Genomic DNA, 11,770 nt, shown 5'->3' with positions numbered 1-11,770 from the left:
GCGTTCTCAGTTGAAGGTGGGGAAGATGCCCCAGCTCCCCTGAGGGAAGGGCGTGTGCGTTACATTACCGAAGAAGAGCTGCAGGCCGAGCGGCAGCAGGACGGCCAGCGCAAGCACTGCGACCCAGCGCGACGAAGCTCCGGCGAGAATGAAGGCAGCGAGCGCCAGCAGCATCGATGACGGCAGAAAACCGAGGCGCGGCGCAAGAAAGACGAAGCCTGCAAATGCGGCGAGCGCCAGCGCGAGCCGGATCAGCCGGTTGCGCCATTCCGCAGGCGAGGCAGGCGAATATTCCGCCTCTTCCGGAGCTGCGCGCCCGCCGCTGAGAGCTACAAGCACCATCGCCAGAATGCCGAGCGCGAGGCCCAGAATCGAGACGGTGCGCGGCCACATGTCTGGCGGGGGCGCGAAGCCTGGAATGAAGGAAGGACGCGGCACGTGGATCGGGATCAGTGCAAAAAGCACCACGCCGAAGAAAAGGGCGATCAAAAAGCCCCGGAGCATTCCCTTGTTCAGCATGCCGCGTCCTCCTGGTTCTTAAGTTGGCTTACTGAATGTAGCCGAACTCGCGGGCGAGCCCGTTGAACAGCTCGTACTGCGACTTGGCATAGGCAGGCATGTCTTCCTTGCCAGCCGTGGAGATGGAGCCGCGGCGCTTGGCCAGCTCAAGCCAGGTCTCGTCCTCGCCAACCTTGTTGAGGGTTTCCTGCCAGCGGGTCACGACCTCTTCCGGCAGATCCTTCGGGCCGTAGAGTGCGCTCCAGCCGGTGATCTGGCCAGCCTTGTCGAAGCCGAGCTCGGCTGCGGTCGGGACGTCAGGCAGCGTGTCCATGCGCGACGGTGCGTAGACCATCAGAGCGCGCATCTTGCCGGACTCGATGTGCGGCATCAGCGAACCGGCCGCGATGGCGAGGAAATCCACATGGCCGCCCAGAAGCGCGGTCGCGAGAGCGCCGCCGCCCTTGTAGGGCACGAGGGTCGCTGCCGTCAGCGGGTCGAGTTCATTGTCGGCCAGCAGCGCCTGAACGGTGAAGCCGTCAATGGCGGTCGCGCCGGATGCGCCATAGGTGAGGGCGCCCGGCTCGGCCTTCATCGCCGCGATGAGCTCTTCAGCCGACTTGTAGGGGGAGTTTTCCGCCACGGCGAGGATCATCGGGGTTGCTTCGAGCGAACCGAGGAAGGTGTAGCCATCCCAACCGACCGGGGAGCTTTCCTGAACCGCCGGGTAGAGCGCCATGCCGACGCGGGCGAGAAGAAGCGTGTAACCGTCCGGCTCGATCTCGGAAACGAAACGAGCGCCGATCATGCCGCCATTGCCCGGCTTGTTGACCACGACAACCGGCTGGTCGCCGAGATAATCACGGGCGGTCTCGGCCAATGCGCGCGCCGCCATGTCCGAAGCGCCGCCTGCGCCATAAGGCGCAACGATGGTCACGGCCTTTTCCGGATAATCGCCCGCGTGCGCCGTGCCGGCTGCGAGAACGAGAGCGGCAGCAGCCACAATGTTTTTCAGTACAGATTTCATGCAGGGTCCTCCCTGGGAGAGTGAAGCCATTCGCCCGGATGGACCGAGCGCACGCTTTTTTTGCACAGTATGCTTTATTTCGCAAATTATGCCTGTTAGTATTACTATTATTAATAGTGACTATTGAGGATGCGCAGATGAACCTGAAGCAGCTCGAGGCGTTCGACGCCTTCATGAGCCATGGTTCCGCGACGCGCGCGGCAGCGGCGCTGAAGATCAGCCAGCCCATGGTGAGCCGCCTTCTCGGCCAGTTGGAGGAGACGATTGGCTTTCCCCTGTTCGTGCGCAAACGCAACCAGCTCATGCCGACCCATGAGGCGATCCTGTTCCACACAAATGTCTCGCGTTCACTGACCGCGTTTCAGGAGCTTGAGCGCGAAGCGCGCGCCATCGCCAACCGGCAGGTGGGGCGCATCGTGGTGGCTGCACAGCCGATCTATGTGGACACGTTCCTGCTGGATGTCGTCGCGCGCTTCAAGCAGACGCATCCGGACGTGGCGGTGAAGATCGTCGATACGGGCCTTGAAGAGCTTCTGCGCATGTTCAACGAGGGAAGCTGCGATCTGGGCGTCGGCATCACGCTGGATGCGAGCCCCTATGGCGCGAGCCTGATTAACCTGGGGGCCTGCGAGGCGCGCTGCCTGATCCCGAAAGGGCACAGGCTGGCGGGCAGGGATGTGGTGCAGATTGAAGATTTGCGGCGCGAAGTGTTTGTGGAGCTGGCGATCGGCAGCCCGCTGCGCACCCGCGTCGACTACATGATGCAGACCGCCGGCGCGCAGCGCCAGATCGCGGCGGAGGCGCGCACTCTGCGCGCGGTGCACGGCCTCGTGCGGCGTGGCGTCGGCATTGCCATCGTCGATCCGTTCAGCAGTCTTCTGCCTTCGGGCGACGATGTGATCGAGCGGCCGCTAAAGCCCTCCATCCCATGGGAAATGGCGATCTTCCATCACGAAGACCGCCCGCTGAGCCGCATCGAAAACGCCTTCATCGACACGATCCGCGCCGAGATCGGTATGCTGCGCGAGCAGGGCGTTCTCTCCTGAAGAAGGCCCTCAGGGCACGTCATTGTCGGCGGCGCGGCCGCCTTCGCTTTCCCAGTCGGACATGCTTCTGGAAAGGGTCGCATCGAACCGAAGGCGCACACCTGCGCCGCCATATCTGTCTTCATCGATGAACTCCGCGCCAAGCGTCTCAAGCGCCGTCTCGATGCTTTCAAGCTGCGCATCATCCGGTTCCGACAGCATCTGCTCATATTGCTCGATCACGAAGATCGGCACATTCGCGGCATTGGCCAGCACCTCTCTGGAAACGCGGGTCATGGCCCGCGCCGCGCGGCACTGTTCGGGTGTGATCGACATTGCAGACGTTTCCCTTTCGTCGGTTTGGCGCGCCTCTCGTTCAGCGTGCCCCCATTCAGCGTGCCCCGCGCTCAGCGCGCCATGAAGACCGGCACTGCCGGTTCTTCGACCATCGACCGCGTGACGCCGCCGAAAATGCGTTCGCGCAGCCGCGAATGCCCGTAAGCGCCCATGACCACAAGATCGGCCTGCATGTCCTGCGCGCGCCGCTGAAGCGTTTCGGCGACGCTGCGGCCGGAACTGGTGACGCGCTCCACGGTCACTTTCGCACCCAGGCGGGCCAGATAAGTCGCAAGATCCGCGCCCGGTTCTTCGCCATCCGCGCGCTCGCCGGCCTCGGGGTCGATCATCACCACATGGACATTGCCGGCAGCCGCGAGCAGGGGCCTTGCCTCATGCACGGCCCGCGATGCCTCCAGACGGCAATCCCAGGCAATCATGATGTTGCTCGCGACGAGCGCCATGGGCCTGTCGTCCGGGAAGATCATGGCGGGAATCTGGGCATGGAAGAACAGGCCGTTCAGCACCGGGCCGCGCAGATCCTCGTTGTTTCTGAGATCCGCTCCAATGACGGCGAGATCCGCATAGCGCGCCCGGCGGCCGACCACATCGTCCACCACGGTCCGCTCCACGAAAACACTGTCGACATCCGCCGAAACCTGCGCCCTGGCGATGATATCATTGACCTCTTTCACCCGCTGGCTGAGGCGCTCGATATCTGCCTGGCGCTCGACGGCCCAGGTTTCCGAAACGGTGGCGGCATAGGTGCCAACCGGCGGTGGAGCGGCGATGCCGAGCACCTGAACGGCCAGATGAGACTCGTTCTGCTCGCAAAGCGTCAGCGCCTGCTTCAGGTCATTGTCGCCCTGACTGGCAGAGATCACACAGAGTATTGTCTTGTAAGACATCGTCGCTCTCCCAAAACCGTTGAATGCAATCAAGTATGGTCCCTGTCCGGCCCTTCCGCCTTGTTCTGGATCAAGGCGGAAGGCTGCGCCATGGCTCTACTCCGCCTCACGGTCGGCCAGCCGGCCCGACATTTCCTCGACCCCAATGCGGAAGAACAGGTGCGGCTGTTTCGTCGTGACGGGAAGAACCGGCTTCAGACCGCCAGGCAGCCACCAGTTTTCGTGCTGGCTCAGCAATTGCCACGCCTGCTCACGCTGCTTCTTGTGGCCGATCTCGTTTGGCAGTTCCTCGAAACGGCCATTAACGACCACGCTGCGCCAGCCCTTCTCGTCCTTCTCCTCAATCAGCATCGAAACACGCGGATTGGCGCGCATGAAATCGATCTTGCGACCGGGAAGCGAGAAGGCATAAAGGCTGCCCTGCGCATGCACATAGTGGATCGTCGCCAGATAGGGCTCGCCATCCCGGGCGCAGGCAAGCCGGCCGAGCCGGTTGCGATCCAGCACCGCGACGCATTCTTCTTCTGTCAGGGAGCGAATGATCATCGAGCCTGTTTCCTGCTGCTGCCATTGCCTCTGACCTTCAGCCGAAACCGACTGAAAGTCGTTGATGCAGATCAAGGGCATTCCATTCCTGTCGACAGGATGCAAGATCTGCGCGTCGACAGTATTGCATCACCCCGCTTGATCTTAATCAAGGAAAATAGCCGTCTATTGTCTTATCCATCGCAATGAATGTGGCTCCGGATGAAGTATCCCGCAGGCCACGACAAGCAGGGAGGCTCTGACCTTGAACAGACGCCAGTTCATCACTCTTTCCGCCGCCGGCGCCCTTCTTGGCGCATCCGCCCACACCGCGCCGGCCCAGACCGTGAAAACATCCGCTTCCATCGTGATCATCGGGGCAGGGGCCGCTGGCACATCGCTCGCCAACCGCCTGGTGCGCAGGCTCGATGGCGCGAAGATCACCATCGTCGATCCAAGCGAGCGGCATCTTTATCAGCCGGGGCTCTCCCTCGTTGCAGCCGGGCTGAAACCGGCAGATTACGTCGTCTCCTCGACGGCGCACTGGCTGCCGGACGGCATCGACTGGATTGCCGAGGCCGCCACGGAAATCGACCCGGAAGCCCGCACGGTCACGACCAGCGGCGGCCAGACGGTCCGCTATGATTTCCTCGTTGTGGCACCGGGCCTGGTTCTGGATCACGACGCCATCGAGGGGTTCTCGCTCGACATGGTCGGCGAAAACGGCATCGGCGCGCTTTATGCGGGACCGGACTATGCCGCGCGGACCTGGGCTGCGGCCTCGAAATTCACCGAGGAGGGCGGTGTCGGCGTGTTCACACGGCCCGCCACCGAAATGAAATGCGCGGGCGCGCCGCTCAAGCACACCTTCCTCATCGACGACATTGCCAGAACCAACGGCAATGCCGGCAAGACGGAGATCATCTACGCCAACAATTCGCAGGCGCTATTCGGTGTGCCCATCGTGGCCGAAAAGGTGCGCATGCTGTTTCAGGATCGCGGCATCGCGCCGGCGCTCTCGCATGTGCTGAAGCGTGTGGACGCCGGCCGCCGGATCGCCACCTTCGACACGCCGGAGGGCGAGAAGGAGCTTGGTTACGACTATCTCCACGTGATCCCGCCGCAGCGCGCGCCCGATGTGGTGCGCCAGTCGGGCCTTTCCTGGGCGGACAAATGGACCGATCAGGGCTGGGTCGAGGTGGACATGCAGACGCTGCGCCACCTGCGCTATCCCGATGTTTTCGCGCTGGGCGATGTGGCCGGCGTGCCCAAGGGAAAGACCGCAGCCAGCGTGAAATGGCAGGTGCCGGTGGTCGAGGATCATCTGGTCGCGGCCATTGCGGGGAACGAAGGCACGGCAAGCTACAATGGTTACACCTCATGCCCGATGATCACCCGCGTGGGCCGGGCGATGCTGGTCGAGTTCGACTATCAGAACAATCTCGTTCCATCCTTCCCGGGCATCATCGCGCCGCTGGAAGAATTATGGATCAGCTGGCTGATGAAGGAGCTGGCGCTCAAGCCGACCTACAACGCGATGCTGCGCGGCGAAGCCTGAGAGGACAGGATCATGAAAGACCTTACATTTGGCACGATGATCGCGGTGTTCGAAGAAATGTTCGGACGCGGTCTGTTCTGGTTTCTGGTTGTGGCGGCCGTGGTGATCACGCTGGCCTATATCTATGTGCTGATCCGCGACCGCTCGGTTTCCATGAAGAAGTTCCTGTGGGCGCAGCTTTCCATGCCGTTCGGCGCGGTGGCGGCGGTGGCGCTGGTGCTGTGGGTGACGAAATCCAGCCTGTCGGATCTCGGCGGGCCGATAGATGTGATCATCTTCCTCGGCATCGCGGCGCTGGGCGCGGTGGGACTTTCGATCCTCGTCTACACCGCCGGTTCACTCATCGCACCACCGGAGCGCTCGGAGGGTTAGATTGGTTCCATAATGTATGTTATGCGATCATTTGATATAGCAGCCATTTAGTAATGCGACAGTTGGGCCCGTTAGAGATGCGACAGTTTTCGCCCTTCTAGCTGGTCAAGTTCAACGCTGGAAGGAAGACTGTGCTCTGAGGCCACATGCTGATGGAGCCGCCATGTCTTGTTTGATGACCATGTCGCAAAAAGAACTGAACCGGCTGGAAGCTGTTCAAAAGATCAAGGATCGAAGGTTGAGTGTCGTTCAGGCAGCAGAGATGCTGTCCCTGAGCCGAAGCCATATGCATCGCTTGTTGCAGGCTTATGATCGTGATGGTGCTATTGGTCTTGTTTCGAGGAAGCGCGGTCGGCCCAGCAACCGGCGTCATAGCGATGAGTTCCGCAACGCTGTGCTTGATCTGATACGCGAGCGCTATCACGATTTTGGCCCCACGCTGGCGCGCGAGAAGCTGATTGAGCTGCATCGGATTGCCGTTGGCAAAGAGACCCTGCGGCAATGGATGACGGGCGCCGGAATCTGGACCTCACGGCGCGAACGCAAGCAGCGCATCTACCAGCCGCGCGCTCGGCGTGATTGTTTGAGCGAACTGGTTCAGATCGATGGATCGCACCACTGGTGGTTCGAGAACCGGGGGCCAAAATGCGCCCTGCTCGTCTATATTGATGATGCGACCGGCAAGCTGCTTCACCTGCGCTTTGCACCGTCCGAGAACACGTTCGATTATCTTCAGGCGACGAAGACCTATCTGGAAGAATGGGGCAAACCGATTGCCTTTTACAGCGACAAGCATGGCGTTTTCCGCTCCACGCACGCATCCGAGAAGGACCGAACCAGCGGTCTGACGCAATTCGGCCGCGCACTTTACGAGCTCAACATCGACATCATCTGCGCGAACACGCCGCAAGCCAAAGGCCGCGTCGAACGGGCGAACAGGACATTGCAGGATCGATTGGTCAAGGAGTTGCGGTTGCGTGGCATCAGCACGCTTGACGACGCAAATGCTTTTGCGCCTGCATTCATGGCGGATTTCAATCGGCGGTTCGGCAAGGAGCCGCGCAATCCGAAGAACATGCACCGTGTTCTTGCCGAGCATGAGAATCTGGACGGAGCCATGTGCCGCAAGGAAGTCCGCACACTCTCACAATCCCTCACCTTGCGCTACGACAAGGTGATCTTCATCCTCGATCCGACCACCCATACGAAGAAGCTTGCCGGGCAGAAGGTTATCGTTTGCGACTATCCCGATGGCAGGCTTGAGATCATGCATGAAGGCATCACCCTGCCCTACAGAACTTTCGATACGCTGCGATCGGTTCATAGGTCGCAAGTCGTGGAGAACAAGCGCCTGGACGACATTTTGGCGGTAGTCGCCGAGACGCAGGCCAAGCGGCAACAGCAGCGCAGCAAGAGCGCTCCACGGCGCACCGGCCAGAAGGATCATATGTTCGGCATTCGGGACGGCAGCACAGCCAACGGATACCAGAAGCGCGGGACAAAGCCGGGACGGCGGACGGATTTTGTGAGTGATCCGGAGGTCAATGCCAAAAGCAAGAAAGCGATTGAACGGATGGACGCAGCGGAGTGATCGAATGCGGAGTTGGATTGCTGCCATTAAAGATAGGCTGCACCAATGTCTGCTATGCGGACCTGGCTGCCGTTGCCGGCACCGCCGCCAGAGAACAGGATTTCCCCTGATTGCTAGGAGGATGGCTGCTTGAGACATACCTTGGTTTTTGATTGCGAATTTCTCACCGCAGAAGGTTCGCCGTCCCGGTTCTGGTGTGGGCCGTATGATCCCGACCCTGTCGTTGCGCAGATCGGGATCGTGAAGATCGGGCTGGAAGCCGACTTCCCCATCTTAGATACGCTGCGTCTCCATGTGATACCACGAAGCCGCCAAGGAGACCGCTACGTGCTTGATCCTTTCTTCACGAAACTGACAGGCATTGCGGAAGACGACATTGAGCGGGAAGGAACTTCTCTGGAGCAAGCCCTTGAGAAAACCAGGGAGTTTGCCTCCGGGAAAAAGCTCTGGTCTTGGGGAAAGGACGAATTCAACATGGTTGCGATCAGCTGCTTTGTCGAAGGCCTGGTGCCTCCTATTCCTGCAACGCAGTTTGGTAACGCCTGTCAAATTCTTCTCAGGGCCGGAATGCCATACGAGGATATGAAGAAAACGCCGAGCAATCGACTTGCCAGCTATTATCAACTTGAATGCCCGCCGCTACGTGGCCACGATGCATTGGATGATGCCCTTTCCGTCTCCTACGTCATCCAGCACTTACTTAGACAAGGAGCGTTGAAGATGTCGGACTTTGATTGACCTGCGACGGTCCTGTGCAAATGACCACTCCGGGCTCAAAGTTGCCATTCAAGCACACAACCCCGAACGACCGAAACGGGTGCTAAGCTGCCGTTGGCAAAATCCATGTTTGATTGTTTTAGCGCTGTCAGAGCTAAAGCCAAAGGGTCGCCCCTCATCCGCCCCCTGTCGGGCTTTGCAACCCTGACCAGCCAGCCCGTCAGGGGGCTGACCGTCCGAGCAAGCGGCAGTTCACGAGTGTCGCATTTCTATCCGGCCAGACATGTCCCGCCCCTATTCAGCTTTGACAAGAAACTATAACCGGTGCGTTCTATCTTGAAGTGCGACTTTGCAGCGATATCAATCGGTTATCGTATGCAAGGAAACACCATGAAGCGCACCTACTCCCAACTCGATTTGGATGACCGCCGCAAGATTGCCCGCTGGCGGATGGCCGGCATTAGCGTTGACCACAACGCCGCGAAACTCGACCGGCATCGTTCAACGTTTTTCCGCGAGGTCAAATAGCCGGCATTCGTGACAAAGCCACCTGCCAGCAGCCCCCAATGACTGTCATGCGGACGAACCAGCCGTTGCTTCGCTCTGGATCAGCGGCAGCTATTCGTTTACTTTGACTGTCATGCCCGCATTGACCCAAGCTACCCCCCCCTGCGTTCATCGCTGGACCTACGCAGTCGGGGCCAACGAAGTCTCGGTGGTTCTTCCAGATGGTTGTGTCGATCTGCTTGTCTTGTCCTGCGGCAGGGCGGGAAGCGAGGTTCTTCAAGTCACTGACTGGGACTTCGCGCCAAGGTTGGTCAGGCTCGACGCAGGAACCTGCCTGACTGGATATCGGCTGCGGCCTGGCACCACGCTAGACCTTGCCGAATTCGAGATCGCGGACCGTGACGTGTCGAACCTTGATACAGAGATCGAAGCCCTCACGCGGCATGACCAAGAGATTTCGGAAATCATCGATGCCCTTTGCTTGCCGGGCAACAGCGTTCATCGCCTGGCCCGGCAACAGGGCGTATCGGAAAGAACCCTGCAACGTCGGTTCAGGCACCTGTCGCTTCCAACCCCGGCCTTCTGGCGTCAGCTGGGTCGGGCCCGGCGGGCGGTTCAGGCCCTGCCATGTCGTGTTCCGCTTGCCGAGATCGCGGCACACTACGGCTATAGCGACCAGGCCCACATGACGCGAGAGTTCGTGCGGTGGTTCGGCTGGACGCCCGTCCAACTCCGCCGGAACCCTGCTGCCATTGCCGATCTGGCGCAACCCGGGCTTGGCAACTGGTCATTGGAAATCGGCTTGGAGATCGCGGGCCTGACGTAGGAAATGCCCGCATCGCTTGTCCACGATGTCGGCGAGGCTGGCGAGCTTGATGTGACGCCGGTGCTTTCCGCCGCCTTCTAGCACCTTTTCCGGATCAGCCAGCTGCGCGCCGTTGGTGAACTCTAGGGAAACGTGGTCCTTGTAGGCGAAAATCCCGCAGAACTGCGATTTGGGCTGCCCGGGAACGCTCTCGACCATGGTTCCCCCATATTTCGCGATAAAGGCCGCCTCCGGCTCGACCGTTGCGACAACAGCTTTCAACTGAGCGACAATTTTGGCTTTCTCTGACTCCTCCATCATGGCCTCAACCCGGCAACTGTACTGCTGTGCAGATTTCGATCAGATACCCATTCGGGTCCGCCACGTATGACGTTGTCTGCCCCCATGGTTCATCGCGCGCGTCCTGAATGAGCGTGGCCCCCGCGTCGAGCGCCCTTTGCAGGGTGCCAGCCACATCCTCCGTCTCGAATGCGATCTCGAACGTCGGGGCGTCCGGTCTCGGCAGCGCCGGGTCCTTGTCCAACTGACGCATGAGGGTTCTTGAGGAGAAAGCCAGTTTGGTTTCCCCTGTTAGCAGCTCGCCGTAATCGCCGCTTTCGTGAAGGAAGCCGCGTTCGAACCCAAAAGCCTTTACGAAGAAGTCGAGCGACGACGAGACGTCATCCACGTAGAGAATCGTGTAGCGAAAGATCATGTGAGGTGTCTCCAACAATGCGACCACAACGATAGGCCGCGATGGGACGGCGGTCTTGAAGAAAGCCGACATTCAGCGGCTGCGCAGCATCACGCACTCCGGGCTCCAACCCGCCATTGTGACAGCAGCCATTCGGATTGCTGGTGTACGGCCCAGCGACCGCTCTGAGCCCATGCTACCGAATGCTGCGCGATGCACGACGGCCGCTTTCGGAGTTCACGTTTGACAGATTAGGACGTTTGTCCTAATCTTGGCTATAGCGACTCTTCAGGGGCCTCCATGTCACCATCAGCCACTCGCAAACGTATCGAAGAAAAGGCCGATGCCCTCTTCTACGAGGCAGGTTTCGAGGCGACATCCTTTGCGGACATTGCGGGAGCGGTCGGCATCTCCCGCGGCAATTTCTACCACCACTTCAAGTCCAAGGACGATATTCTCGACGCGGTCATTGACCGTCGCCTGGCAGCAACACAGACACTGCTCGAGGCCTGGGAAACGGACGCCGCACCGAAAGACCGAATACGGTCTTTCATCCGTATCCTCATCACCAATCGGACCAAGATCATGGCATTCGGATGCCCGGTCGGGACGCTAACGACCGAGTTGGCCAAGCTGGATCACATCGCAGAATCGCGCGCCGCAGAGATTTTCGGCCTGTTTCGCGACTGGCTTGCGGATCAGTTCAGGGCGCTCGGGCATAAGGATGATGCCGATGCTCTGGCGTTGCATGTTCTCGCCCGCTCGCAAGGCATCGCAGTGATGGTCTCCGCCCTCAAGGATGAGGCATTCCTCAGGGCGGAAGTCTCCGCGCTGGAGGCGTGGCTTGACCGACTTCCCGTTCAAACCTCAACGAAAGACTAGACAACAGTGTTCATCATCTATCTCCGCTTCTCCGAAAACAAATCAGCCGCCTCGGATTTCATGCCGGCCCACAACGAATGGATCGCTCAGGGTTTCGGCGACGGCATCTTTCAATGTGTGGGCTCCCTGACACCGGAAGGCGGCGGCGCGATTCTGGCGACAGGAGAAAGCCGCGAAGAGATCGAGAGGCGTATCAATACCGATCCGTTCGTAGAGCACAATGTCGTCGTTGCCGAGATCACCGAAGTCGACGTCAAGAAGACAACACCCGCGCTTGACTTCTTGAAAGCCTGAACGATGCCAAAGCTCTTCACATGAGCCGATG

At 60.0% G+C, this 11,770-nt stretch carries 15 protein-coding genes and 1 pseudogene; 9 read left to right on the top strand and 7 right to left on the bottom strand.

Annotated elements, in window-relative coordinates; all coding sequences use genetic code 11:
* Positions 1-6: 6 nt before the first annotated feature.
* Positions 7-519, bottom strand: a complete 513-nt coding sequence (locus ACRTG1_RS03585; protein ID WP_206546451.1) for a tripartite tricarboxylate transporter TctB family protein — start codon at positions 517-519, stop codon at positions 7-9.
* Positions 520-547: 28 nt separating this feature from the next.
* The gene (locus tag ACRTG1_RS03580) at positions 548-1,525 is read right to left on the bottom strand and encodes a Bug family tripartite tricarboxylate transporter substrate binding protein (RefSeq protein ID WP_113157038.1); all 978 of its coding nucleotides are present in this window, start codon (positions 1,523-1,525) and stop codon (positions 548-550) included.
* 137 nt (positions 1,526-1,662) lie between these two features.
* Between ACRTG1_RS03580 and ACRTG1_RS03575 the strand changes: the two genes are divergently transcribed.
* Positions 1,663-2,571 carry a LysR substrate-binding domain-containing protein gene (locus ACRTG1_RS03575; protein ID WP_113157039.1) on the top strand — a complete coding sequence of 303 codons (909 nt, stop codon included), beginning with the start codon at positions 1,663-1,665 and terminating at the stop codon, positions 2,569-2,571.
* 9 nt (positions 2,572-2,580) lie between these two features.
* Here the strand turns inward: ACRTG1_RS03575 and ACRTG1_RS03570 are convergent, their stop codons facing one another.
* From ACRTG1_RS03570 to ACRTG1_RS03560, 3 genes are all read right to left on the bottom strand, one after another.
* Entirely contained in the window at positions 2,581-2,886 is a 306-nt protein-coding gene (locus ACRTG1_RS03570) for an XRE family transcriptional regulator (protein ID WP_113157040.1), read from the bottom strand.
* Between the two features lie 71 nt (positions 2,887-2,957).
* Positions 2,958-3,794: a universal stress protein gene (locus tag ACRTG1_RS03565; RefSeq protein WP_432515500.1), complete on the bottom strand. Its 837-nt coding sequence runs from the start codon at positions 3,792-3,794 to the stop codon at positions 2,958-2,960.
* A gap of 96 nt (positions 3,795-3,890) precedes the next feature.
* The gene (locus ACRTG1_RS03560; protein ID WP_206995926.1) at positions 3,891-4,340 is read right to left on the bottom strand and encodes a pyridoxamine 5'-phosphate oxidase family protein; all 450 of its coding nucleotides are present in this window, start codon (positions 4,338-4,340) and stop codon (positions 3,891-3,893) included.
* A gap of 244 nt (positions 4,341-4,584) precedes the next feature.
* Between ACRTG1_RS03560 and ACRTG1_RS03555 the strand changes: the two genes are divergently transcribed.
* The 6 genes and pseudogenes from ACRTG1_RS03555 (at position 4,585) to ACRTG1_RS03530 (ending at position 9,890) form a co-directional block, all read left to right on the top strand.
* The gene (locus ACRTG1_RS03555; protein WP_206553088.1) at positions 4,585-5,877 is read left to right on the top strand and encodes an NAD(P)/FAD-dependent oxidoreductase; all 1,293 of its coding nucleotides are present in this window, start codon (positions 4,585-4,587) and stop codon (positions 5,875-5,877) included.
* 12 nt (positions 5,878-5,889) lie between these two features.
* On the top strand, positions 5,890-6,249 hold the full coding sequence (locus tag ACRTG1_RS03550) for a DUF5368 domain-containing protein (RefSeq protein WP_113157044.1): 360 nt from the start codon (positions 5,890-5,892) through the stop codon (positions 6,247-6,249).
* Between the two features lie 163 nt (positions 6,250-6,412).
* Positions 6,413-7,840 (top strand): ISNCY family transposase, encoded by a 1,428-nt coding sequence (locus tag ACRTG1_RS03545; protein WP_432515499.1) that lies wholly within the window; start codon positions 6,413-6,415, stop codon positions 7,838-7,840.
* A 129-nt stretch (positions 7,841-7,969) separates the two neighbouring features.
* Positions 7,970-8,578 (top strand): exonuclease, encoded by a 609-nt coding sequence (locus ACRTG1_RS03540; RefSeq protein WP_206996251.1) that lies wholly within the window; start codon positions 7,970-7,972, stop codon positions 8,576-8,578.
* Positions 8,579-8,947: 369 nt separating this feature from the next.
* Positions 8,948-9,082: pseudogene (locus ACRTG1_RS03535) on the top strand (helix-turn-helix domain-containing protein); the annotation flags it as partial.
* A 289-nt stretch (positions 9,083-9,371) separates the two neighbouring features.
* Positions 9,372-9,890 (top strand): helix-turn-helix domain-containing protein, encoded by a 519-nt coding sequence (locus tag ACRTG1_RS03530; RefSeq protein ID WP_206546455.1) that lies wholly within the window; start codon positions 9,372-9,374, stop codon positions 9,888-9,890.
* Here ACRTG1_RS03530 and ACRTG1_RS03525 read toward each other — a convergent pair.
* The gene (locus ACRTG1_RS03525) at positions 9,852-10,187 is read right to left on the bottom strand and encodes a DUF1801 domain-containing protein (protein ID WP_432515498.1); all 336 of its coding nucleotides are present in this window, start codon (positions 10,185-10,187) and stop codon (positions 9,852-9,854) included. The two genes, ACRTG1_RS03530 and ACRTG1_RS03525, sit on opposite strands and share 39 nt — an antisense overlap.
* Before the next feature lie 7 nt (positions 10,188-10,194).
* Complete coding sequence (locus tag ACRTG1_RS03520; RefSeq protein ID WP_206546457.1) at positions 10,195-10,584, bottom strand: VOC family protein; 390 nt, start codon at positions 10,582-10,584, stop codon at positions 10,195-10,197.
* A gap of 279 nt (positions 10,585-10,863) precedes the next feature.
* On the opposite strand from ACRTG1_RS03520, the gene ACRTG1_RS03515 reads away from it, so the two are divergent.
* Positions 10,864-11,445: a TetR/AcrR family transcriptional regulator gene (locus ACRTG1_RS03515; RefSeq protein ID WP_432515497.1), complete on the top strand. Its 582-nt coding sequence runs from the start codon at positions 10,864-10,866 to the stop codon at positions 11,443-11,445.
* Between the two features lie 6 nt (positions 11,446-11,451).
* Entirely contained in the window at positions 11,452-11,739 is a 288-nt protein-coding gene (locus tag ACRTG1_RS03510; RefSeq protein WP_206546459.1) for a YciI family protein, read from the top strand.
* Positions 11,740-11,770: the final 31 nt, after the last annotated feature.

Source organism: Nitratireductor sp. PBL-C9, assembly GCF_050877045.1.
Taxonomy (GTDB): Bacteria; Pseudomonadota; Alphaproteobacteria; order Rhizobiales; family Rhizobiaceae; genus Nitratireductor; species Nitratireductor aquimarinus.
This window is presented reverse-complemented; position numbering and strand designations above follow the sequence as displayed.

What these genes read in the sequence shown, in the direction of transcription:
- ACRTG1_RS03585 (WP_206546451.1), bottom strand. Translation starts at nt 519, where the DNA reads ATGCTGAACAAGGGAATGCTCCGGGGCTTTTTGATCGCCCTTTTCTTC.
- ACRTG1_RS03580 (WP_113157038.1), bottom strand. Translation starts at nt 1,525, where the DNA reads ATGAAATCTGTACTGAAAAACATTGTGGCTGCTGCCGCTCTCGTTCTC.
- ACRTG1_RS03575 (WP_113157039.1), top strand. Translation starts at nt 1,663, where the DNA reads ATGAACCTGAAGCAGCTCGAGGCGTTCGACGCCTTCATGAGCCATGGT.
- ACRTG1_RS03570 (WP_113157040.1), bottom strand. Translation starts at nt 2,886, where the DNA reads ATGTCGATCACACCCGAACAGTGCCGCGCGGCGCGGGCCATGACCCGC.
- ACRTG1_RS03565 (WP_432515500.1), bottom strand. Translation starts at nt 3,794, where the DNA reads ATGTCTTACAAGACAATACTCTGTGTGATCTCTGCCAGTCAGGGCGAC.
- ACRTG1_RS03560 (WP_206995926.1), bottom strand. Translation starts at nt 4,340, where the DNA reads ATGATCATTCGCTCCCTGACAGAAGAAGAATGCGTCGCGGTGCTGGAT.
- ACRTG1_RS03550 (WP_113157044.1), top strand. Translation starts at nt 5,890, where the DNA reads ATGAAAGACCTTACATTTGGCACGATGATCGCGGTGTTCGAAGAAATG.
- ACRTG1_RS03545 (WP_432515499.1), top strand. Translation starts at nt 6,413, where the DNA reads ATGTCTTGTTTGATGACCATGTCGCAAAAAGAACTGAACCGGCTGGAA.
- ACRTG1_RS03525 (WP_432515498.1), bottom strand. Translation starts at nt 10,187, where the DNA reads ATGGAGGAGTCAGAGAAAGCCAAAATTGTCGCTCAGTTGAAAGCTGTT.
- ACRTG1_RS03520 (WP_206546457.1), bottom strand. Translation starts at nt 10,584, where the DNA reads ATGATCTTTCGCTACACGATTCTCTACGTGGATGACGTCTCGTCGTCG.
- ACRTG1_RS03515 (WP_432515497.1), top strand. Translation starts at nt 10,864, where the DNA reads ATGTCACCATCAGCCACTCGCAAACGTATCGAAGAAAAGGCCGATGCC.